A 21,687-nucleotide genomic window follows, 5' to 3' on the forward strand; every position below is an offset into this window, starting at 1 on the left:
GTGGATTTGAATCGTCGGACTTCCATACATAGGGCGTTGCGCCCCTTGTTCCGCAAGTGGTGCTCGGTTCCTCACGGAATCATGACTAACACTATAGTTGCATTCTTCGTGAGGTCGGTCTGCAACGAGCAATTTCCTGTGCTCCGGTGCTCACGCACCCAAAAGTACGCTCCGCTCCGGTGCTCGAAAATCACTCGTTTCGCCACGACCTGACGAATTTGCAACTGTAGTGCTAATCCCAGTCGTTTTCCGGCTTCTCCGGCTTGATGCCGCGCTTTTCGTCCAGCGTCTTGCGCGCCACTTCGGTCAGACGCGCCTGCACCCGAACCGAACCGTCTTCGAGATCTTCGCGCTGCACATCACTGCCGTGCTGGTAAATCCAGTTCAATATGTGCAACTCGAAAGGCGACAGAACGACATCCACCGTGCCAAGCACGCCCGCTATCCGCGTTTCGATCAGGTTTAGCAAGCGATCAACGCCCTCGCCTGTGATGGCTGACAGGGGGATAGGGCGGCCTTCATCACCGCCGGCTGCGGCCAGACGCAGCGCCGCTTCACGCCCGCTTTCGTCCAGATTGTCAATCTTGTTCCAGATTTCGACGACGCGCTTGCGGTCCTGCGGCTCAATCCCGAGACCAGCCAGAATATTCTCGACATCTTCAGCCTGCGCGGCATTGTCCGGATCAGAAATATCGCGCACATGCAAAATGAGATCGGCTTCCACCACTTCTTCCAGCGTCGCGCGGAAGGCAGCCACGAGATGGTGCGGCAGGTTGGAAATGAATCCAACTGTATCAGACAGGATCACCGTCTCGCCATGCGGCAGGCGAATGCGCCGCAAAGTCGGATCGAGCGTGGCGAAGAGCATGTCTTCGGCCAGCACCTCGGCACCGGTCATACGGTTGAACAGCGTGGATTTTCCGGCATTGGTATAGCCGACAAGGGCGACAATCGGATGCGGAACCTTGCGCCGCTTCTGGCGGTGCAGTGTGCGGGTGCGCACCACCGTTTCCAGTTCGCGCTTGATCTTCAGAATCTTGTCCTGCAGCAAGCGACGGTCGGCTTCGATCTGCGTTTCACCCGGACCGCCGAGGAAGCCGCCACCGCCGCGCTGACGCTCCAGGTGGGTCCAGCTGCGAACCAGTCGGCCCTTCTGGTAATTCAGATGCGCCAGCTCAACCTGCAGCGCGCCTTCCTTGGTGCGCGCACGTTCACCGAAAATCTCGAGAATCAGACCCGTGCGGTCGATGACCTTGACGTTCCATTCCTTTTCGAGATTGCGCTGCTGTACCGGTGTCAAAGCATGATCGACAATGACCAGCCCGATATCGTTTTCCTTGACCGTATCGGCAATGGCTTCGACCTTACCTGCACCAAGCAAGGTTGCGGGCCGTGGATTGGTGACAATCGCCACTTCTGCGTGAATGATTTCCAGATCGATGGCGCGCGCCAAACCGACCGCTTCCTCCAGACGTGCTTCGTTCGAGCGCTGGAACTGCGTGCGTGCGCCTTCTTCGCCCGAGCCGTTCGCACTATAGCGCTCCGGCAAAATGGGAACGACGACGGCAGCTCTGGTCGGTTCTTGTTCGGAAAGGCCGTAGCCTTTGTTCGCATCGTCTTTATGCGCGTCGAAGGATGACGCGTTTTTATCCTTGAATTTGGACAAATAAATTTTCTCCGGGGAGTGCAGAGACATTGCGCTCTATCATCAAGCACAAATAGGTCGCCGCAATGCGTGTTTCAAATGGAAGACGCCCCGGGCGTTAAAGCAAATATATCCGAGTCCCATGGCTGAGACCCGGAAATAATCGCCTAACAAAACATCCACGCGACGCGACATCGATGGACGAAGCCGCTACACCCGAATGGAATTCGGAAAGCGTCAGGCTTCCTCGCCTTCGAACATCTGAACCGGCTGGCTCGGCATGATCGTCGAAATTGCGTGCTTATAAACGAGCTGCGAATGACCATCGCGGCGCAGAAGCACACAGAAATTGTCGAACGACGTCACAATACCGGTCAGTTTTACGCCATTGATCAGAAAAATCGTCAGCGAGATCTTCTGTTTGCGTACGGAGTTCAGAAAAAGGTCTTGAAGATTTTGCGATCGTTCAGCCATTGTTTTTATTCCTTTAATCGATCAGCAGCCTGTTCGCGATACGTCAAAGCGGTGAACCCGCTTATCTCTTTGTTTTCGTGCACTTCTCGACCAGCAAAACCGTTTCACACTTTTGCTGGAATGCAGTTATTCCTTGTCTCATTTCCAAACGCAAAACCGTTTCACACTTTTGCTGGAAATGCTCCAGACGAGCATGCGCATTTGCATAAATCAAGCACCGGAGCGCGAGGCGCCAGTACAGAACTGCAATTGCTGTGGAAAGACAACTGCTTCGCCCTCTAGCTTCGGTTAACAGGATGGGAATCTTTGCGCAACCGACATTTTTGTTGAACACGCGTCAAATATTGCTCACAAGCCTGTCGGCTGTCGGTCGGCCCGCCTTTGAAAGCTCAATGTTATCATTGTGTTCCAGCAGAGGCTTAACCTGATCCCTCATCCACATGTAAAAACTTCCGGGTTGCAATGAAACAACTTCCTTGTGTTTTTTATGAACATGGAAGCCAATGAAATCGGGATGATTGAGCGGCTCCAGACCATAGGCAGGATCGTAGATACGGGTCGCATCCTTGCCCACCCAATAATAGAAATTCTCCTGCTGAGCGGCTTTTTTGAAAACTCCGTATTTGCGGGCAAGGCGTGAAATGCCGTCATTGCCGAAAACCGTGATACCGATAGATGCTGGCGTAACTTCCTTGCCGATTGCCCGGTAATAGAGCGGTCGCAGCGTTCCACGCCGTACTCCCAGCCATCGCGGCAGGGAATAAGTCGCGCCCATATAGGCTTCAAACTCGCCAATAATCGGATGGTCCGGCGGGAAATAAAGCGCCGATACACCGACGCGAAACCGGTTTTCGCGCGCAAGATACGGCTTCTGCGGATCTGGGTGGAATTGCTTTACGAGAAAAACATCCGTGTCGAGCCATACGCCCTGCTGGTGTTTCATCAGCATGATGCGGAAAATATCGCTGAACTGCACAATGGTTCGCGATGAACGAAAATTCGGATAGTCGCAATCCAGCCGTGTGAATGCACTTTCCGGCAGAACCGCATTGGCATCATGCAATTCCACCCCAGACGGCACATTTTCAATTGGCGCGTAGGCAAATAACTTCACACGCTGGCCCGTCATCACCATCGATGCCAGACAAATCCGATCGACCTCGCGCAAGCGAGGTCCGTACCAGAAGGTACAAATATCCATACAAGCCCCCAAGATTGCAGCTTGAAGACTTATACCACTCATATTTAATTAACTATATCAGAATTCTATGGTCAAAAAAATTCCAGGCTGACACGGAACATCTGTTCCACATGCTTTACAGCTTCCGCCGTAGCGAAAATAACCACCCGGTCCTTTGGCTTGATGCGGACGTCGCCATTGGGCCGGATCACCTGCCCATCCCGGTAGATCGCACCGATTCGCAAGCCGACCGGGAGATCGAGATCCCGCAATGGCGCGCCGACGAGCGATGATGTTTCCAGCGCTTCAGCTTCAATGATTTCCGCCATGTCGCGATAGACGCTATAGACGGCACGGATACGGCCGCGGCGCACATGCTGGAGGATTTTGGAGACCGTCACCGCCTTCGGATTGATATAGGCGTCGATCCCCACCATGTGGGTGAAATCCTGATAGGCGACCGTGTTGAGCAACGCCATGTTGCTTTTGCAGCCAAGGCGTTTCGCCATGATGCTGGAGAGAATATTCACCTGATCCTGATTGGTGAGCGCCACCATCAGGTCGGCATCCTGAATATCGGCCTCCTGCAGCAAAGCCTGATCCAGCGCACTGCCATGTAGCACCATGGTCCGCTTCAGCTGATCGGCAATCGTGAAGGCGCGCTCGTGGTCGCTTTCGATCATCTTCACGCGGGTTTGCCATTTGCGGTCTTCGATAGCCTTGGCGACATAAAGCCCGATATTCCCGCCGCCTGCTATGACGATGCGGCGCGCTTCCGGCTTTTCATGGCCGAACAGCGACAGCGTCCGGCGAACCTGCTCGCGCGTGGTGACCACATAAGCCAGATCGCCTGCATTCAGCTCATCGGACGAGCGCGGAATGAACAGATTTTCATTGCGCACCACGCCCACCACTGTTGCCGCGAGATCGGGAAACAGATCGGTCAACTGCTTGAGCGGCGTGTTGATGACCGGGCATTCTTCCAGACATTCGATGGCCAGGCCGATGACGCGATCATCGGCAAAGCGCAGAACATCCGTCGCACCCTGCAAGGCGATGCGGCGCAGCACCACCTCGCCCACTTCCAGTTCGGGCGAAATGATCACATCGATCGGCAGGTTTTCACGGAGAAACAGGTCCTGATATTCGGCCTGAAGGTAGGACTGGGCGCGAATGCGCGCAATCTTCGTCGGCACATTGAAAACCGAATGTGCAACCTGACAGGCGACCATATTCACTTCGTCAGACAACGTGACTGCGATGATCATATCCGCCTCGTCAGCGCCAGCCGCAGCCAGCACATCCGGCTGCGAACCATGGCCGACAAACCCACGCACATCCAGAGTATCACGCACGATTTCGATATGACGCGCCGACGTATCGATGACCGAAACGTCGTTCTCCTCGGCGGCCAGCCGCTCAGCTATGCCATAGCCGACCTGCCCCGCTCCGCATACGATCACCCGCATGACTGCTCCGCTTCTATAATCACCAGATGCTTATACGCCGAGTGATTTCAATTTACGATGCAGGGCCGAGCGTTCCATACCGACAAATTCCGCAGTACGCGAAATATTGCCGCCAAAACGGTTGATCTGCGCGATCAGATATTCCTTCTCAAAACGCTCACGCGCTTCACGCAGTGGCAACGCCATGATGTGCTGGTCCGACTCTGTCGGCGCACGCGGCAACGTGTCACCAATTTCGGCTGGCAGAAGATCAGCTGTTACCGGCGCATCCGCGTCGTCGCCCCGCGCCAGAATCATCAGGCGTTCGACATTGTTGCGCAGCTGACGAATATTGCCTGGCCAACTATGGGCCTGAAGTACGGCCATGGCATCCGCACCGATCTTGCGCGGCTTGATGCCCGCCTGCCCGGCAATCTGGGTCATGAAATATTCGACAAGCGACGGAATATCTTCGCGACGAGCTGCGAGCGGCGGAACCTGCACCGGCACAACCGACAGGCGATGGAACAGGTCTTCGCGGAATGTGCCTTCGGCAATCATGCCTTCAAGGTTCTGTGCCGAGGATGAAATGATGCGCACATCGACCTTGACGCGCTTCGTGCCGCCCACGCGCTCAAACTGCTGATCGACCAGCACGCGCAAAATCTTGTTCTGCGTTTCGCGCGGCATATCGGCAACTTCATCGAGATAGAGAATACCGCCATGCGCTTCTTCCAAAGCACCGACCTTGCGTTCGCCCCCGTCCATTTCAGTGCCGAAAAGCTCGATCTCCATGCGCTCCGGCGTGATCGTCGCCGCATTCACGGTGACGAAAGGCCCATTGGCACGCGCCGATTGCGCATGAATTGCGCGGGCTGCGAGTTCCTTGCCCGCCCCTGAAGGGCCGGTGATCATGATACGGCTGTTGGTCGGGGCAACGCGCTCGATGGTCTGCTTGAGCTGGCTCATGGCCAGCGATGCGCCGATCAGTTCCATGCTTTCGCCGGAGCGCTTGCGCAGATTGGACACTTCGCGCTTCAGCTTAGACGTTTCCAGTGCGCGCTCGGCGACGAGGATCAGGCGATCCGCCTTGAACGGCTTTTCGATGAAATCATAAGCGCCGCGACGAATGGCCGAAACCGCCGTCTCGATATTGCCGTGGCCGGAGATCATCACCACCGGCAGATCGGGGTGCTGCTTCTTGATTTCGTCCAGCAAAGCCAAACCGTCAAGACGGCTGCCCTGAAGCCAGATATCGAGAAAAACCAGTCGCGGCACGCGATCACCGATGGCGGCCAGCGCGCTGTCCGCATCGAACGCGGTACGGGTTTCATGACCCTCATCGCTGAGAATACCAGCTACGAGCTCCCGGATATCCGCTTCGTCATCAACTACAAGAATATCGGCTGCCATATCAATTCACCTGTCCAGCTATCTTTGTCTCATCATTTCCGTTGGCAGCGCCGGGTGTACCGGCCTGCGTATCAGGAAAGACCATACGTATCATCGCGCCACGACCTCCGTGGAAATCCGCTGGCGCGTCATGCAATTCGAGATGTCCGCCGTGATCCTCGACAATCTTGCGGACGATGGCGAGGCCAAGCCCCGTACCCTTTTCCCGCGTGGTCATATAGGGCTCAAGCAGCTTCTGGCGGTCGTCACCGGGCAGGCCCTTGCCATTGTCGATCACATCGACAAACAACTGCCCATCTGCCTTGTAGGACCGAATGAGAATATGCCCCTCGCCGCGGTCTTCCTTGGCAACGGCATCGATCGCTTCGCTTGCGTTCTTGATGACATTACCGAAGGCCTGACCGATCAGGCGGCTGTCAAAAGAGCCAGTCAGCTTTTCGGGGCCGAAATCATTTTCGAACTTGATATCGCTACGGCTGACTTCGATCAGGAAGGACGCTTCACGCAATGCTTCGCGCATATCCATCTGCCGCATTTCCGGTTTCGGCATGCGCGCAAAGGCGGAAAACTCATCGACCATGCGGCCAATATCGCCAACCTGACGGATAATGGTGTCGGTGCACTGGTCGAAGACCTCGCGATCCTCGGTAATGACCTTGCCATAGCGACGACGAATGCGTTCGGCAGAAAGCTGGATCGGGGTCAGAGGGTTCTTGATCTCATGCGCGATGCGCCGCGCGACATCGGCCCACGCGGACGTGCGCTGCGCCTGCACCAGATCGGTAATGTCGTCCACCGTCACGACATAGGAATGGTCTTCAGATTCAATATCTTCAACGGTAACCTGAACGTTGAATGTGCGTGCCACACCACTGCGTGTCATGCTCACCTGCTCGCGATGTACGGGTTTGTCCGCAGTGCGGGCGACTTCAAACGCCTGACCGACTTCGGGTGCGATGCTGCTCAGACTTTTGCCCACTGCATCCTCCGAAACGACCCCGAACATATGTTCGGCCGAGCGGTTGAGAATGGAGATGGAACCGTCGGTTTCGATGCCGATGACGCCAGCCGTCACGCCAGAAAGCACAGCTTCCGAGAAGCGGCGGCGTTCGTCGATCTGGTCCTTGGCCGAAATCAGTTCGTTACGCTGGCTTTTAAGCTCCGCGACCATATTATTGAACGTACCCGACAGGGCGCCGACGTCGCCGTCGGACGAACGAACCGGCACGGAAACGTCAAGATCGCCAGCTGTTACGTCATCGGCAGCGCCGATCAGCAGACGGATCGGGCGAACCAGACGATCCGCAACCGCGATACCGGTCCAGATGGCCGACAGAAGAACAATCAGGGTCAAACCGAAATACAAAAGCGCAAAGGCAATCTGGGTTGGAATGCGGTTCGCATCCATCGCCTGATAGCGCTGCGTATTGGCTTCCATCAAGCGCATTGCGTCGAGGATCTGCGGATCGACGGCGCGCACCGTATAGAGAAAAACGTCCGGAATTTCGCGCATCTTGATGATTGCGCCGACAAAATTACTGTTGCCCGGTGGAATGATGACAGGCTTGCCGTCAGTCGCGGTCTTCAGCGCATCTTCTGTCGGCGGCGGCAGGCGCGTTTCCAGCCCGGTGCCGCTTTTCACGACAATGGAACCGTTTTCGCGCACCAGAAATGCACCGAGCAGACCGCGTCCACGCGTCTGTAGCGTCATCAATTCGATGAACCCGCCCCGATCAAGGCTATAGAGCGTACGCTGCGCATCCAGATCCTGCAGCATCGAGTACGACGTGCTTTGCAGATTGAGCGCGGTCTCGCGAATATAGGCCGTGGTGAGGCTCTGTGAGGAATTCACAATGTCGCGCGTATTGGTGTCGAACCATCGATCCAGACCGAGATTAAGCGTCACCGATGCGACAATGGCTACCACAATCGCCGGAACAGCGGCGATCAGGGAGAACAGCGCGACAATGCGGACATGCAGCCGCGACGCCGCCTTGCCCGACCGCCGGGCCGTTACGATGCGGTAGACCTCACGGCAAATCAGCAAAATCAGGAACAAAATCAACGCGACATTGATGATGACCAAGGCCAGCGTGACTGTGCGGTCAGGGGTGATCGGGGTAATGCCGATCAGGATCGCAAAGGAAATAGACGCCGTTATCAGCGCCGAAACGACGGTGATAATACCGGGCAATGCAAGAAGCCTGCGCCCCTCGCCTTTGCGCGACGTTTTCTCCGCCTTATCCATATCCGTGGTCAGATTCGCTGCGTTCATATTAACCATGATACCCAATAGCGTTGCATCTATGCAACGCATTGTGGCGAAAATGCAACGTTTGTTTTCGTAGATTGTTGATATTCAACAGCACACGCATGGCGGGTGTCGGCAACTGAAAGGCGCTGCCACGGAAGCAGCTGAACATTTATTCCACTCTTTCCAGCAAAGATTGGCAAATCAAAGCGCCTGACATGCCCTGAAGAGGTCGTCTTTTCTTTGACGTTTACAGGCTATGACCTCAAAATTACCAACATGGAAACAGCTCAGTACATATTCGTACTTATTGCGGCCTCACCCTTCGTGATCTGGGGCGCCATTCTTTATGGCCTCTCCGTTGCCGTGCCTTTGAAGAGCGCATCAAACGTGAACGTGTCCGGTGAAGGAACGGCGAAAGCAACAGACAGACAATCATTTTATCTGTCCGAACTTCCTGATGTTGCGATTGAGCACTATTATATTCACCAGACTGAGCGAACACCCTTTATTTCGAGCTGAAGTCGTTCATCTTAACAAGATATACAGACATAAATTCAGTTATCGAAGACTGACATGCAATATTGTCTGGAACCAATTGCAAAATAATGCATTCTGTTCGGCACAGTCATCCAGTCCTTTGGCTGATTGAAGTGTCCGACCACGTCTGTTATGACGATCCCCCGGTCGGGCCACCTGTTTTACAACTGGAGTTCGACATGGGCATTTTCGACAAGATCAAGGGCGCCATTTGGGGTCAGGCACAAGCAGCGACACCTACCGCCGAAACGACCGCAACCGCCGAACCAAGCCAGACAACAGCAGCAGCACCTTCACCGACCGCAGCGCCAGCGCCGTCGGCACCTGCCGCCACAGGCTCTGTCGATGTCAGCGCTGTGCTTGATGCAGCGGTGGCGAAAAGCGGCCAGAAGCTCAACTGGAAAACGTCTATCGTCGATCTGATGAAGGCGCTCGGGCTCGACAGCAGCCTTGAACACCGCAAGGAACTTGCCAAGGAACTCGGTTATACCGGCGACACGAGTGATTCCGCGACGATGAATGTCTGGTTGCACAAGCAGGTCATTCAGAAGCTCAAGGACAATGGCGGCATCGTTCCAAGCGGCCTTTGATACTCTTGCGGCCAATGGGAACATTTGGCCGCATAACACGTTTATAAACAGACGCTTGGAGCGGCGAGTTTATCTGAAGGGATAAGCAGATGTTCCGGGCGTCTGTCGATAGTTCGAACGATCGATCCGATTTTGTGAAGTGTTTCCGTGCTTTTGGGACGCTTTTGAAAACCTGTTGTCTTACGTGCCTGTTTTCCGAGTGTAGCCCGCCTTGAGGGCATGATTTCGAAAGGCATATTTCAAGGTTGGGCAGATGGCTATGCCGTTTGTCGAGACCGGATTAGAGGAGTGGATCATATGAGCGGTGCAGGCGTGGGCTGGATTGCTGCCATCATCATCGGCGGCCTTGCTGGCTGGATTGCTTCCAATTTCATGAATAGCAACACCGGCATATTCATGAATATCATTTTGGGTATCATCGGCGCTGCAGTGGCGAGCTTTCTGTTCGGTCTGCTCGGTGTGTCCTTCGGTGGCTGGCTCGGTTATCTGATTTCAGGCTTCGTCGGGGCGTGTATACTCATATGGGTCGGACGAATGATCAGTTCATAAAACAAGGCGCCGCTGGCGCCTTTTTTATGCCTGTTCGCCTGCTCTCGCCCAGATATTCCTTTCATGCCTCGTACATGGCAAGCGTTCGCAACAATGTTTCGAATGTCGAAGGCTGGGCCTGATCCTGATGCGCGTCTGCCACCGCATCGGTCCTTGACGATGGCTTCCGCACACTGCTGGGGCTATAGCCGAACTGCTGTGTGAATGCGCGCGTGAAATTAGCAGCGGAATCGAACCCGAAAGCGAGCGCGACATCCGCAACCTTTCGATTTTCGGATGCATCCGCCAGCATGGCATGAGCCGCAAACAAGCGCCGTTGGCGAATATAATTCAGCACGCCGCCTGACCCTTCAAAGAGCTGATAAAGATGCGTGCGCGAAATCGCCAGTTCACGGCTCAACGCTTCCGGCGTCAAATCCCGCGACATAAGATTTTTCTGGATGAACCGCCGCGCCTTTGTCATCAATCCCAACTGGGAAATCTGCTCGCTGACGTCGATTTTCTTTACTAGCGGCGCAATGGTGTCAAATATGATCTGTCGCAGACTATCCCGCAATGCCGGCAAATCTTCGTTGGTGACCCGGCTGAGACCGTCTTCGAGGCTCGAAACGAAGTCGATCAGTAATTTGGCGCGGTAGCCGCCCAAAGTGACGTTGTTACTCGATTCAGGCATGCCGCCGCGTCCGGCAAACTGATCGACGGGGATGATCAGGGAAACGGACTCTGAAGCGATGGCCCGCCCTCGAAAAGGATAGCCGAGCGAGCGCACGTCGATCATGCCCGGCTCATTTTCCGCCACACGCCCATCAACGCCGGTCCAGCTGTGGCCGCTGCGCAAAAAGCCGATCTGCCAGTGATCTATCGTGCTGAAACGCACCTTTTCCTTCGGGCGCTCATAGCTGAAAGCCGGTGCTGACTGCTGGATGAGGAGCATGCCACCCAGATTCCACACCGTTTGAGATGCTAGAAATCCGTCGCTGGCATGAACTCCATCCGGCAGGCGCATGTCCAGCAAGGGCAGCATGTGCTGTTGCCAGGCAGCAAATTGTTCGGAGGGTTCATAAGATTCCGTGGTGAAAACCAGAGGTTCCAGACGGTTGCTACAGCCAGCAATTTCGCCCAAGGGAGAAACCGGCACGCGCACTGATTGTCGGCGCTCGACAAATTCCAACTCAAAATCTTGCGCGGTCTTGTCATTGTCGGACGTCACGGCAATTCCTTGATTTCACCGCTTGATCCAAGCGATGCACTTCGCCTTAGACTTTAGGCCTAGATGATAACATTTGGGAAAATTAAATAAATCGAATTCGCCGGCGAAATATTAAATTAGTTTCATGAATAAAGTCGGCGAAAACTTGGCGCTGACACTCCATTTTAAAAGTCATCTTGGTGTAGCGGCAAAATCCAAAATAACCAGTCGCCACGCAGTGTCCCTCAAATGCTCCATACCTCTTCGTATATTAGCATTAGCTAACAGTGGACAGGCATACGCCTTTCATGGGATATATGCGGCTGCATCCCATTTGATGAAAATTGTCTGGAATTTCCGGCAAGAATATTAAATCGCTCTTGCTAAAACACCTCCAAAATAACCAACAGGAGGCAGTCGCATGAACAATGTATTTTTCAATGCTGTACGCCGTGAAAGCGTAAAATGGGCAGCAACGGCCGCGATAGGTCTTGCAGCTTCTTTGTGTCTTTCTGCAAATGCGCAGGCCAAAGACAAATACAAACCGAAGAATGACACGCAGTCCGTTTACCTCGTGAAGTATCGCGTCAATAACGAAGTCCGTTACAACAAGAACCCGATGGGCAAGGTCGTCAAGGTTTCGGCTTCGCAGTATTATAGCGGTACTCCCTATGTCTGCACACCGAGCGGCTTTGGGCAAAAGTCACGCTGTTTTATGCGTGACTAATAATGTTCGTAACCCGGGGCCGACATTCGCATCCTTGGGACATGAATGTCGGCTTCTAACGACCACCAGCCCGCCAACTCCGCTCATGCACTCCTAACGCACGAAGTCGGCGAGCCGGTTCCCCGCCTGGGATTTATTTGGCTGACGCCTTAATTCGCATCAGTCCTTTGCTGACCAGATCGCCCCGCACGAGCTTTTGTGCTTCATCCGTCGGCTTCGAAGGGTTGTTCCGGAATATGTACCAGTCGCCGCCAATGGAGCGCTTCTGGTAGATCACGCCTGCCTTCTCGCGATGCAGGAAGCAGCTTATATCTCCGCCGCCACCACTGGATTTATTGCGCCAGTAAGCCTGCATGCAGAGCTTGCCGCCGTCGGTCGCGTACCAGCGTCCTTCACCATAGGACCAGGCTTTTCCCTTTTGGGACCAGGCCGCCAGTTTGTGTCGGTCGGCAGAGAAAAAGCCGCCGCCGTCCTTCCATTTCCATGTCTTGCCCGCATAGATCGCCTCAAGCGCCTGTGCGGACATTGGCGAAGCGGCAGCGGCCAGCTTGGCCGTTGCGTCATCTGCTTTTGGCTTCGGTGCAGCTTCGGCGACACCTGCCACGAGGAGTACGGACAGCGCCGCACTCACAGCTGTGAAACGGATCGAAACCATTTTGCTTTCCTGTCCAATCTTTCGAGTTTCGGTTAATCCAACGGATGGTTCGCGACGCGCCAGTCAGGCCGCCCGACACCCCTTGGCCACGGATAGACTTCGCGGTCATTGAAATAGACAACGGCTGTCAGTTCCGGGAATTCGGGCTGAGGCTTGTTTGCCTCCGCAGCCCATGCCCGCACATAGTCGTCGCTCCCTTCATAACCGAGTTCCGCAATAACGATCGGCTTGTTGAAGGCCACCACGCGGTCGTAACCGGGCTTTGCGCGTTCGACGAAACTCGTGGGGCGCCCGACCTCCAGCTTGTCATAAGGCTCGTAGCCGAACACCGACAGGCCGATCACATCCACGAAGGCGTCGCCCGGATAATAGGCCTGAAGTCCCTCGTCTCCCTTCGGCGACCACATATATTTGGCGTTCGGCAGAGTTTTCCGGCAGACCTTCACGGCATGCTGGTAAGCAGCGATATAACCCTGCGGCGACCAATAGGACCATGTGAACTGGCCGGTCTTGTCGTCCATTTCCTGCGCCCAGCGAATAGTCACCGGACTTTTCAGTTTTGACGCCGCCGAACAGACGGCACCCATGTTGGAGTCGTAGCGACCATTGACGATCCCGCTCAGGAGCGCATCCGGCGCAACACGCCAGTCGCGCGCCCATGACCACGGCTCGATGGTGATCAGCAGATCACGACCGCGCTCCCGCGCATAGGCATCAGCTGCGCTGAGGCTTGTCAGATCCACATCTTCCCATGGCAAGAACAGATGTTCGATCTTCGAATTGGGATCATTGGTATAATCCCCGTGCGGGTCGTAAGCGCCGGGCGTGATCGACTTCGGTGTTATCACCGGGCGCTTGTCGTGGAACAGATTGCGCGTATCGACCGTCGCACCGGAAACCCCGCTTGCGGCATAGACAGCGCTGGTAACGAATGCTCCGCAGAGCAATATCGAAGCTATCTTGTAAGGGGTTTTCATGGCCCCCTCCCTTCTATTGTTTTGGCGATTGCTGGGCGGCTTCCGCCGCTGTCAGCTCGCCATTCTTTTTTTCCGATGCAAGACTGATGGATATGAGTTTGCGCGCCTCGTCTTCCACACGACCGTCAGCGTGACGGAAGACGTACCAGACGCCGTTGGGCTCGCGCTTTTGATAGACTGCTCCATCGCCGATACGGTGCGAAAAGCACGTCTTCGCCGGAAACTTGCCTTTTTCGGTGTGCCAGTCAGCCTTGAAGCACATGCGCCCGGTCTTGGTGATCATCCAGCGACCTTCCGCCCAGGCTTTGCCCTTTTCGCCATCGACACGCGCCGTAAAACGACGATCCGCACTCACCATCTGGCCGGAGCCATCGGCCCATTGCCAGTTTTTGTCACGGTAAAGCACGTAGATTTCAAACGGCGTCATCACGCGCGTCCCGGCGGGGATATTATCACCGGGCATGGTCGCAGCTTCGGCAGCACCTGCTGCGAGACCTTTCAGGCCAGCCATCAGGGCAAGAGTTGTAAGGGACAGCCTGCTCCGGCGGCTGAAATAGCGGCCGGTATCAAACATCGATAGTTTCATTTGATCCTCCCACGATTTTGAGATTGCGCGCGCCCGCCGGGGGTTCTTGTGGTGGGCGGACGCGCGCCTGCGGCAGCAAGTTTATTGGTTTTATTTCCTGCCGCAGATGAACGGGGCGACCGATGGTCGAAATACGAAAGCCAAGCCTTTCGGCCATCGCCCGGGAAAAGACATTTCTGAGATCTATGAGAACCGGCTGGCGCATTAGCCGCTTCATGCGAACGAGATCAAGCTTGCGAATGCTGTCCCATTCGGTCACGACAACGGCGGCATCGGCATCGGCCACACAGTCATAGGCGTTCTCGCAAAACTCCATATCGCTGAGGATGCGGCGTGCATTTTCGATGCCGACCGGATCATGGGCACGAATGCGTGCGCCGAAACGCTGCAAGGTTTCAATCAGCGGAATGGACGGCGCATCGCGCATATCATCCGTATCGGGTTTGAAGGTCAGGCCAAGCACGGCAATGGTGCGGCCCTCGATATCGCCGCCGAGCGCATCCATGACCTTCAGCGCCATGCGGCGCTTGCGCGCTTCATTGGCTGTCACGGTTTCCTCGACCAGACGCAGCGCTACGCCGTGGTCCTGCGCCGTGCGCAGAAGCGCAATCGTATCCTTTGGAAAACAGGAGCCGCCATAGCCCGGACCCGCATTCAGAAAGCTGGTGCCGATCCGCTTGTCCAGCCCCATGCCCAAAGCGAGATCGGAGACATCGCTGCCCACTTCCTCGCAGAGATCGGCGAGTTCGTTGATGAAGGTGATCTTGGTGGCAAGAAACGCGTTGGCCGCATATTTGATCAGTTCGGACGTGCGGCGCTGCGTCACCACGATGGGCGTCTGGTTTGCTTCGAGTGCAGCGCTATAAAGCGCGACCAGAAGCTTGCGCGCACGCTCGTCCTCGACGCCGATAACCACGCGGTCGGGTTCCAGAAAGTCGCGGATGGCAACGCCTTCGCGCAGAAATTCCGGATTGGATGCAACAGAGAATGTTCCGGGCTTGCGCACCGAGCCGATGATCTTCTGCACCACATCGCCGGTCCCGACCGGAACAGTGGATTTCACCACGACAACCGTATTGTCATCGATGAGCGGTGCCAGTTCGCGTGCCGCCATATAGACGAAAGACAGGTCCGCATCGCCATGGCCAGCCCGCGCGGGCGTACCGACGGCGATAAGCACAAGCTCAGCGCCTTTGACGGCTTCGGCCAGATTGCAGGTGAAGCTGAGACGACCGAAGGCGAAGTTGCGTTCGACCAGTTCGTCCAGCCCCGGCTCGTAAATGGGCACGATGCCACGTTCCAGTCCGGAGATTTTCTGCGCGTCCTTGTCCACGCAGACAACCTCATGTCCCCAGGCAGCGAAGCAGGTGCCGCTGACCAAACCGACATATCCCGTTCCAATAACAGCGATCTTCATAACAAGTCCCGCCTCTCCGCTAGTTGTTTTCGTTGCGCGTGCCGCCCAATGGGTTCTCGCGCCAACGTGGGTTGAATATTGTCTTGTGCGTGTCGCGTCCGCCGACGCCTGCTCCGGCTACCGAGAATTGGTCGTCGAATACTGAAAAGCTCAATGTGCCCCAGGTGAGCGCTTCAATGCCGTCGCGGCCCCGTTCAGCGGTCGTGAAACCTGTGACCATGACAAGCGCCATGAAGCTGCTTGCGAGGACCGGCTGATAGAACCGGCTTTGCATCCGCACCTTGTTTTCATGTGCGTGCTGCACAATGATCATGCCGATCAAAAACAGGTAGAAGCACGCATTGATGATGGCGAAGACGTAGAAGCCGCGTGTTTGATCAGCGTCATCGACCAACAGAACCGGAACAAGCGACAGCATGGAGATGGAGGCATAGGGTGCAAGCACTCGGAACGGCACCGGATCGACTTCTGATGAGCCCTTCGGCGTAACGCGGAAGTCGACGAATGAACCCGTTGCCCAGTCCCGAAATGCTGCGAAGGTTCCAGCCAATACCCATGGCCAACGCGCCAACAGAAACAGCATCGCTTCCCAGCTGAAAATCTTGCCGTCGACCGGGCGGAACGTCTTGCTCGACCGCCACCAGAACGCAAGGAACAAAATCATCAGCGACTGCGGCATGAAGTGAAGCAGAAAATCCGGATATGTGACGCTTACAAAATTATCGCCATAGGCAAGGATAATGATCGGCAACAGAAAGGTCATAGCCAGGAAGAAGGCATAGAGCGGATACCAGACCTGTGAAAACAGAAACTGGAACTTCAGACGCAGCGGCAGTCGACCGATCAACTTCGGCGTGTACTGCAAAAGGATCATGACCAGACTACGCGACCACTGAAACTCCTGCGTTACCAGATCGCCGAAGGTTCGCGGACCATCGCCATGGGCAATGGCATCCAGTGCGTGAACGCCGCGCCAGCCATGCGCATTCATGAACAGGGTTGTCGAATGATCTTCTGCAAGTTCGGGACCAAGGCCGCCGATTTCCATCAAAGCCGCTGTACGAACTGCATAATGCGAACCGATGCACACAGGCGCAAAGCCGCCATTGTACCCCGCCTGCAACGAGCCATGCATGCTCGCCTCGACATAGAGACGTCCGCGTGCCGACCAGCTTTCATGGGCATTGCGATCGCAAATGCTTGGCGCTGAAACATAGCCGATTGCCGGGTCTGCGAATGGACGCAGAATGTTGTAGAGATAATCCGGCTCTGGCACATGGTCCGCATCGAGCTGCGATACGAAGTCATAGCGTTCATAGCCGTAATGATCGTAGAAGAACGCCAGATTACCTTCCTTGCAGCGCGTGCGGCGCGGCCATGTCTGCCGGTGATAATCGGCGCGTCCCTTGCGCGTTGATACGAACACACCATGCTCACGGCACCATGCCAGCGTTGATGGTGACGGATCTTCATCGGCAAGCCAGGTGTCATGCGGGACATTCTGAGCCAGCATGGCCAGCAATGTTTCCGACACGACTTCAAACGGTTCGGACGGTGCCTTGGTGACCACCATGGCCACCCGGCTTCCTTCCGGCAGCCGTAACGGGCCGGTCGGGCGCGCCGCGTGGAAGAAAATCAGGATGAAATAGAGCGGCAGGATGGTTATCCAGGCCAAAAGCGCCGTAACCAGAACAGAACCGACCGGATGGATATGTTCGGCGCTGATCAGCCACCATTGCCAGAAATAAGCAATGGCCATAGCCCAGAGAACGATGCCGATAATATATTCCACCCGCTTGCGGCCTGTGAAAATGGGTGTCAGCAAGGGTTCCTGATTGTCCGTGAGCGGAGGAATTCGAGGCGTTTTCATGATCGCGCCTCCAGACCGAAGAACGGAGCAGCGGTACGAATGATCGTATCGAGATCGGAATGAAGCGTCGTGAAGCCGAGCTTTGCGGCGGCTTCTGTCGGATCGGCGTAAAGCGCTGGCGGATCGCCTGCCCGGCGCGCGCGCATTTCTACCGGCACCTCACGTCCCGTCACCCGCCCGATGGCATCGACGATTTCCTTGATCGATGTGCCGCGTCCGGTGCCGAGATTGAGAACGAGATTGCCGCCGCCATTCACCAGATGTTCGAGGGCCAGCACATGGGCCCGCGCCAGATCGACAACGTGGATATAGTCGCGAATACAGGTGCCGTCCGGCGTATCGTAATCATCGCCGAAAACTTCAAGCACATCAGCGCTACCAGCCGCCGCCAGCATGGCGCGCGGGATAAGATGCGTTTCGGGATCGTGCTTTTCGCCCAGTTCTCCATCGATATCCGCGCCGCACGCATTGAAATAACGCAGCGCCGCATAACGCATCCCATAGGCTGTCGAATAATCGGCAAGCATATGTTCGGCGATCAACTTGGTCCGCCCATAAGGATTGATCGGACACTGCACCTCGCCTTCCCGGATCGGCAGGCGATCTGGGATGCCATAGGTCGCACAGCTGGACGAGAAGATAACCGGACGTCTGCCCGTCAAACGGCACGCTTCCAGAAGCGATTGCGTGCCGCAGACATTGTTCCGGTAATATTTGGCCGGGTCCGTGACGGATTCACCGACATAGGCCGAAGCCGCAAAATGGATGACCGCAACGGGATCAAAAGTCTCGATCGCCGCGATGAGCTTTTCCTGCGAGAGAATATCGCCTTCGACGAATTCGCCCCAACGTACCGAAGCCTTGTGACCCGTCGACAGATTGTCGTAGACGACCGGGGAAAATCCCTGCCCGGCCAAAAGCTTGGCCGTATGGCTACCGATAAAGCCAGCACCGCCGGCAACGAGTACGTTTTGCCTGGTCATCATGCCACCTCAACAAGCTCTCCCGAAGGTCGGACCAGTTGGCGCTCGAAATAAGCTATCGTTGATTTCAACCCTTCGGTGAGGGCGATCGCCGGTTCCCAGCCAAGCTCGCGCTTGGCAACGGTGATATCGGGCCGACGCTGGCGCGGGTCGTCGGTTGGCAGCGGACGCTGCACAATCCGCGATGACGAACCGGTCAGAGCGATGATCTGTTCCGCCAGTTCTCGCACCGTGAATTCGCCGGGATTGCCGAGATTGACCGGCGTGTGGATGGCAGGCTGACTGCCCATCAGGCGGCAGAAGCCTTCGATGAGATCATCGACATAGCAGAAGGAACGCGTCTGCGAGCCATCGCCATAGATGGTGATGTCATCACCCTTCAGAGCCTGTACGATGAAATTGGAAACGACGCGGCCATCGTCCGGGCGCATGCGCGGACCATAGGTGTTGAAGATGCGCACGATGCGGATATCAACGCCATATTGCTTATGGAAATCATAGAACAGCGTTTCAGCCGAACGCTTGCCCTCGTCATAGCAGGACCGTGGACCGAACGAATTGACGTTGCCCCAATAGGTTTCCGGCTGCGGGTGCACCTGCGGATCGCCATAGACTTCCGATGTCGAAGCCTGGAAAATCCGGGCCTGATAATGAGCGGCCAGTTCCAGCAGATTGAGCGAGCCGATAACGCTCGTCTTCATCGTGTGAACCGGATCAGCCTGGTAATGCGGTGGCGAAGCCGGGCATGCCAGATTGTAGATTTCATCAACCGGCAGATCGAGCGGGTGCACAATGTCATGGCGAACGAAGCTGAACGTGTCATAGCGCAACAGATTGCGCAGATTTTCGATGCGCCCCGTGGAAAAATTATCGACGCAGATAACGAAATTGCCTTCGCGCAGAAGTCGCTCGCAAAGATGCGAACCTAGGAATCCTGCACCGCCAGCAACAAGAATGCGGCGCGTAGACATGCGCTCTGCGAATATACTCGACGATTTGAAGATGATGCTCACAAAAACCTCCCGCGATACTCATCCGGTTTATGTCAATTCTTCAAATGCAAAGGACCTCCCCCAGCGACCGCATAGCAGCGGCCACTTTGAACAGTGTTTTCGGATGCCCTTTATTAGATGATTGACGATAACCGCACGGGTTGGCGCTGTCGTTAGCGTAGAATCCTGAAACTTATCCACGCGTCCAAATCTTTATAAAAACGACGCGACCGGCTTTCGGGACGAGAAAATTGAATTTCAGACGCCTTGAAGCTGCAGATTGCAGGTCGAACGCAGCCCATATCGCGGATAAAACCGCGTGTTCCGCAGCGCATATGGTACAATCAATGAGAAAACACGCCATATTACGAATTGTTGTATTTGTTTACAGCCTCAGAAATTCATTAGAATTACATTCTATTTGTATATAAAATTTTTTCTAGTTTATTCCGCTTTTCCTGGCTCTTTGGATAGCTTTTCGGCCCTGAAACCTCATCCATGTCTCTTTTTATTTATATTTGCAGTCTTTATCCATATACGAGTTTACATTAGCGTGCGCGCATTCTTGAGGTGATGAGGAGGAGACACACCGGAATGAGTGCTACACATATTGATAGCGCTGTTCGGAAGGCCACACGGCGACTGCTGCCATTTCTGGCGCTGATGCTGATCATGGCCTTTCTTGATCGCGCGAATATCGGCTTCGCCAAGAAGGAATTTCAGCTCGATACGGGCCTAAGCGATGCAGCCTATGCTTTTGGAGCGGGCATATTCTTCATCGGTTACGCGCTGTTTGAAGTGCCGAGCAACATCATCCTGCACAAAGTGGGCGCGCGGCTCTGGCTTAGCCGCATCATGATCAGCTGGGGGCTTGTATCGGCGGCGATGATGTTCGCCCATACGGAAACGGTGTTCTACACGCTGCGTTTTTTGCTGGGCGTTTGCGAGGCTGGTTTCTATCCCGGCGTTCTGCTGTATCTGACCTATTGGTTCCCAGCGAAGGAACGCGCGAAGGCGACGGGCCTGTTCTATCTCGGCGTCCCTCTGGCGCTGGTGTTGGGCAGCCCCCTGTCCGGCTGGCTTCTCACGCATCACGGCATATTCGGGCTCACCAACTGGCAATGGATGTTCCTTGTCGAAGGTCTTGGCGCCTCACTCATGGGCATCATTGCGCTCTTTTACCTGACCGACCGGCCCGAAAAGGCGAGCTGGCTCACGCCGGAAGAACGAGATGCGCTGACGACCGTTGTGAAGGCGGAAGAAGCCGCCAAGGAGAATACGCACAAGCATTCGGCACTTTCTGTTCTGAAAGACGCCAGAGTCTGGGCCTTTATCGCGATCTACTTCTTCCTGCAGATTGGTACAGCACCGCTCACGTTCTATTTCCCCTCGCGATTCGCGGACGCGGCATCGGGTGGAGAAATGAACCTCTTGATCGGCACGCTGTTGAGCCTGCCGTGGCTGTGTTCGGTGATAGCAACCCGCTATTTCACCGTGCTTGCGGATAATACCGGCAAACACCGGCTCATCTGCGCTCTGATGGTCACCGCAGGCACCATCGCCCTGGGGATGATCGGTCTGACCGGAAATGCCTGGATTATGCTGATTGCGGCCTGCATCGCCGTGCCCGGACTGACCGCATCGCAGCCGGTTTTCTGGAGCCTCCCGACGCGCTATCTCGGTGGCGTGGGTGCGGCAAGCGGTATCGCCTTTATCGTGTCCATCGGCAATCTAGGCGCATTCTTCGCGCCGCAGATCAAGAACTGGGCCGATGTCGCCGTCGGCAATCACGATGCTGGGTTCTACGTTCTGGCTCTTTTGTGTGCGCTTGCCATCGTCGTTCTGATCGGACTGCGGGCAAGGAATGGCGGAAGCGAACTCGCCAAAACTCACGCATAAAGCTTTCGAAATTCAAGCTCCCGGCTGACCGTTTGGCCGGGAGTTTTATGACCTGATGCCTATTCATCCATAGGCAACAGAACCAACTGGCGATTCATGCACCGCGCGTCAGATTTAACTTGGTTTATGAAAATAAGTCATTGATGCGATTGCGCGGTTCAGCTAGAAACGCGGCAGAACAGGCTTTTAGCCGTCCAGTTTGCACCCGTAGCTCAGCTGGATAGAGTGCTGCCCTCCGAAGGCAGAGGTCACAGGTTCGAATCCTGTCGGGTGCGCCATTTTCCAGATAGCTTTCAGTTCGC

At 55.5% G+C, this 21,687-nt stretch carries 19 protein-coding genes and 1 tRNA gene; 6 read left to right on the plus strand and 14 right to left on the minus strand.

Features of this window, described 5'->3' with window-relative positions; genetic code table 11:
• Window positions 1-232: 232 nt before the first annotated feature.
• From hflX to QLQ11_RS03265, 6 genes are all read right to left on the minus strand, one after another.
• The gene (gene hflX / locus QLQ11_RS03240) at window positions 233-1,666 is read right to left on the minus strand and encodes a GTPase HflX (protein WP_109368957.1); all 1,434 of its coding nucleotides are present in this window, start codon (window positions 1,664-1,666) and stop codon (window positions 233-235) included.
• Window positions 1,667-1,882: 216 nt separating this feature from the next.
• Window positions 1,883-2,119, minus strand: coding sequence for an RNA chaperone Hfq (gene hfq / locus QLQ11_RS03245; RefSeq protein WP_002964239.1), 237 nt, complete (start codon window positions 2,117-2,119; stop codon window positions 1,883-1,885).
• Window positions 2,120-2,456: 337 nt separating this feature from the next.
• Window positions 2,457-3,320, minus strand: a complete 864-nt coding sequence (locus QLQ11_RS03250) for a hypothetical protein (RefSeq protein WP_121536151.1) — start codon at window positions 3,318-3,320, stop codon at window positions 2,457-2,459.
• 71 nt (window positions 3,321-3,391) lie between these two features.
• Window positions 3,392-4,768: a Trk system potassium transporter TrkA gene (trkA, locus tag QLQ11_RS03255; RefSeq protein ID WP_109368955.1), complete on the minus strand. Its 1,377-nt coding sequence runs from the start codon at window positions 4,766-4,768 to the stop codon at window positions 3,392-3,394.
• Between the two features lie 30 nt (window positions 4,769-4,798).
• Complete coding sequence (locus QLQ11_RS03260) at window positions 4,799-6,160, minus strand: sigma-54 dependent transcriptional regulator (RefSeq protein ID WP_121536149.1); 1,362 nt, start codon at window positions 6,158-6,160, stop codon at window positions 4,799-4,801.
• 1 nt (window position 6,161) lies between these two features.
• Window positions 6,162-8,477 carry a PAS domain-containing sensor histidine kinase gene (locus QLQ11_RS03265; protein WP_121536147.1) on the minus strand — a complete coding sequence of 772 codons (2,316 nt, stop codon included), beginning with the start codon at window positions 8,475-8,477 and terminating at the stop codon, window positions 6,162-6,164.
• Between the two features lie 177 nt (window positions 8,478-8,654).
• Here QLQ11_RS03265 and QLQ11_RS03270 point away from each other — a divergent pair, with 177 nt between their 5' ends.
• The 3 genes from QLQ11_RS03270 (at window position 8,655) to QLQ11_RS03280 (ending at window position 10,090) form a co-directional block, all read left to right on the plus strand.
• Window positions 8,655-8,933 carry a hypothetical protein gene (locus QLQ11_RS03270; RefSeq protein WP_121536145.1) on the plus strand — a complete coding sequence of 93 codons (279 nt, stop codon included), beginning with the start codon at window positions 8,655-8,657 and terminating at the stop codon, window positions 8,931-8,933.
• Window positions 8,934-9,130: 197 nt separating this feature from the next.
• Window positions 9,131-9,541 (plus strand): DUF3597 domain-containing protein, encoded by a 411-nt coding sequence (locus QLQ11_RS03275; protein ID WP_121536143.1) that lies wholly within the window; start codon window positions 9,131-9,133, stop codon window positions 9,539-9,541.
• A 297-nt stretch (window positions 9,542-9,838) separates the two neighbouring features.
• Entirely contained in the window at window positions 9,839-10,090 is a 252-nt protein-coding gene (locus tag QLQ11_RS03280) for a GlsB/YeaQ/YmgE family stress response membrane protein (protein ID WP_109368950.1), read from the plus strand.
• 61 nt (window positions 10,091-10,151) lie between these two features.
• Here QLQ11_RS03280 and QLQ11_RS03285 read toward each other — a convergent pair whose 3' ends face one another.
• Window positions 10,152-11,300, minus strand: coding sequence for a helix-turn-helix domain-containing protein (locus QLQ11_RS03285; RefSeq protein WP_121536141.1), 1,149 nt, complete (start codon window positions 11,298-11,300; stop codon window positions 10,152-10,154).
• Window positions 11,301-11,700: 400 nt separating this feature from the next.
• On the opposite strand from QLQ11_RS03285, the gene QLQ11_RS03290 reads away from it, so the two are divergent.
• Window positions 11,701-12,006 (plus strand): hypothetical protein, encoded by a 306-nt coding sequence (locus QLQ11_RS03290; protein WP_109368948.1) that lies wholly within the window; start codon window positions 11,701-11,703, stop codon window positions 12,004-12,006.
• Window positions 12,007-12,139: 133 nt separating this feature from the next.
• Here QLQ11_RS03290 and QLQ11_RS03295 read toward each other — a convergent pair whose 3' ends face one another.
• The 7 genes from QLQ11_RS03295 to QLQ11_RS03325 are packed head-to-tail and all read right to left on the minus strand — an operon-like array spanning window position 12,140 to window position 19,507.
• Window positions 12,140-12,661: a DUF995 domain-containing protein gene (locus tag QLQ11_RS03295; RefSeq protein ID WP_121536139.1), complete on the minus strand. Its 522-nt coding sequence runs from the start codon at window positions 12,659-12,661 to the stop codon at window positions 12,140-12,142.
• A gap of 32 nt (window positions 12,662-12,693) precedes the next feature.
• Window positions 12,694-13,638, minus strand: a complete 945-nt coding sequence (locus tag QLQ11_RS03300; RefSeq protein ID WP_109368946.1) for a glycoside hydrolase family 26 protein — start codon at window positions 13,636-13,638, stop codon at window positions 12,694-12,696.
• 13 nt (window positions 13,639-13,651) lie between these two features.
• The gene (locus QLQ11_RS03305) at window positions 13,652-14,224 is read right to left on the minus strand and encodes a DUF995 domain-containing protein (protein WP_371835915.1); all 573 of its coding nucleotides are present in this window, start codon (window positions 14,222-14,224) and stop codon (window positions 13,652-13,654) included.
• Complete coding sequence (locus QLQ11_RS03310; protein WP_121536137.1) at window positions 14,205-15,641, minus strand: UDP-glucose/GDP-mannose dehydrogenase family protein; 1,437 nt, start codon at window positions 15,639-15,641, stop codon at window positions 14,205-14,207. Before QLQ11_RS03310 ends, QLQ11_RS03305 begins: the two co-directional genes overlap by 20 nt.
• A 19-nt stretch (window positions 15,642-15,660) precedes the next feature.
• Complete coding sequence (locus QLQ11_RS03315) at window positions 15,661-17,511, minus strand: glycosyltransferase family 2 protein (protein ID WP_121536135.1); 1,851 nt, start codon at window positions 17,509-17,511, stop codon at window positions 15,661-15,663.
• Complete coding sequence (gene galE, locus QLQ11_RS03320) at window positions 17,508-18,494, minus strand: UDP-glucose 4-epimerase GalE (RefSeq protein WP_121536306.1); 987 nt, start codon at window positions 18,492-18,494, stop codon at window positions 17,508-17,510. Before galE ends, QLQ11_RS03315 begins: the two co-directional genes overlap by 4 nt.
• Window positions 18,494-19,507 carry a UDP-glucuronic acid decarboxylase family protein gene (locus QLQ11_RS03325; RefSeq protein WP_371830781.1) on the minus strand — a complete coding sequence of 338 codons (1,014 nt, stop codon included), beginning with the start codon at window positions 19,505-19,507 and terminating at the stop codon, window positions 18,494-18,496. The genes galE and QLQ11_RS03325 overlap by 1 nt, the downstream gene beginning before the upstream one ends.
• Window positions 19,508-20,080: 573 nt before the next feature.
• Between QLQ11_RS03325 and QLQ11_RS03330 the strand changes: the two genes are divergently transcribed.
• Entirely contained in the window at window positions 20,081-21,385 is a 1,305-nt protein-coding gene (locus tag QLQ11_RS03330) for an MFS transporter (protein WP_121536133.1), read from the plus strand.
• Window positions 21,386-21,586: 201 nt separating this feature from the next.
• Window positions 21,587-21,663, plus strand: a tRNA-Arg gene (locus tag QLQ11_RS03335).
• The last annotated feature ends 24 nt before the right edge of the window (window positions 21,664-21,687 follow it).

The sequence above is a fragment of the Ochrobactrum sp. SSR genome (assembly GCF_030067775.1).
Lineage (GTDB): Bacteria > Pseudomonadota > Alphaproteobacteria > Rhizobiales > Rhizobiaceae > Brucella > Brucella teleogrylli.

Bases quoted from the DNA above. Each gene is read 5' to 3' on its own strand.
- hfq (WP_002964239.1), bottom strand. From the start codon at position 2,119: ATGGCTGAACGATCGCAAAATCTTCAAGACCTTTTTCTGAACTCCGTA.
- QLQ11_RS03250 (WP_121536151.1), bottom strand. From the start codon at position 3,320: ATGGATATTTGTACCTTCTGGTACGGACCTCGCTTGCGCGAGGTCGAT.
- trkA (WP_109368955.1), bottom strand. From the start codon at position 4,768: ATGCGGGTGATCGTATGCGGAGCGGGGCAGGTCGGCTATGGCATAGCT.
- QLQ11_RS03260 (WP_121536149.1), bottom strand. From the start codon at position 6,160: ATGGCAGCCGATATTCTTGTAGTTGATGACGAAGCGGATATCCGGGAG.
- QLQ11_RS03265 (WP_121536147.1), bottom strand. From the start codon at position 8,477: ATGCGTTGCATAGATGCAACGCTATTGGGTATCATGGTTAATATGAAC.
- QLQ11_RS03275 (WP_121536143.1), top strand. From the start codon at position 9,131: ATGGGCATTTTCGACAAGATCAAGGGCGCCATTTGGGGTCAGGCACAA.
- QLQ11_RS03280 (WP_109368950.1), top strand. From the start codon at position 9,839: ATGAGCGGTGCAGGCGTGGGCTGGATTGCTGCCATCATCATCGGCGGC.
- QLQ11_RS03290 (WP_109368948.1), top strand. From the start codon at position 11,701: ATGAACAATGTATTTTTCAATGCTGTACGCCGTGAAAGCGTAAAATGG.
- QLQ11_RS03295 (WP_121536139.1), bottom strand. From the start codon at position 12,661: ATGGTTTCGATCCGTTTCACAGCTGTGAGTGCGGCGCTGTCCGTACTC.
- QLQ11_RS03300 (WP_109368946.1), bottom strand. From the start codon at position 13,638: ATGAAAACCCCTTACAAGATAGCTTCGATATTGCTCTGCGGAGCATTC.
- QLQ11_RS03305 (WP_371835915.1), bottom strand. From the start codon at position 14,224: ATGAAACTATCGATGTTTGATACCGGCCGCTATTTCAGCCGCCGGAGC.
- QLQ11_RS03310 (WP_121536137.1), bottom strand. From the start codon at position 15,641: ATGAAGATCGCTGTTATTGGAACGGGATATGTCGGTTTGGTCAGCGGC.
- QLQ11_RS03315 (WP_121536135.1), bottom strand. From the start codon at position 17,511: ATGAAAACGCCTCGAATTCCTCCGCTCACGGACAATCAGGAACCCTTG.
- galE (WP_121536306.1), bottom strand. From the start codon at position 18,494: ATGACCAGGCAAAACGTACTCGTTGCCGGCGGTGCTGGCTTTATCGGT.
- QLQ11_RS03330 (WP_121536133.1), top strand. From the start codon at position 20,081: ATGAGTGCTACACATATTGATAGCGCTGTTCGGAAGGCCACACGGCGA.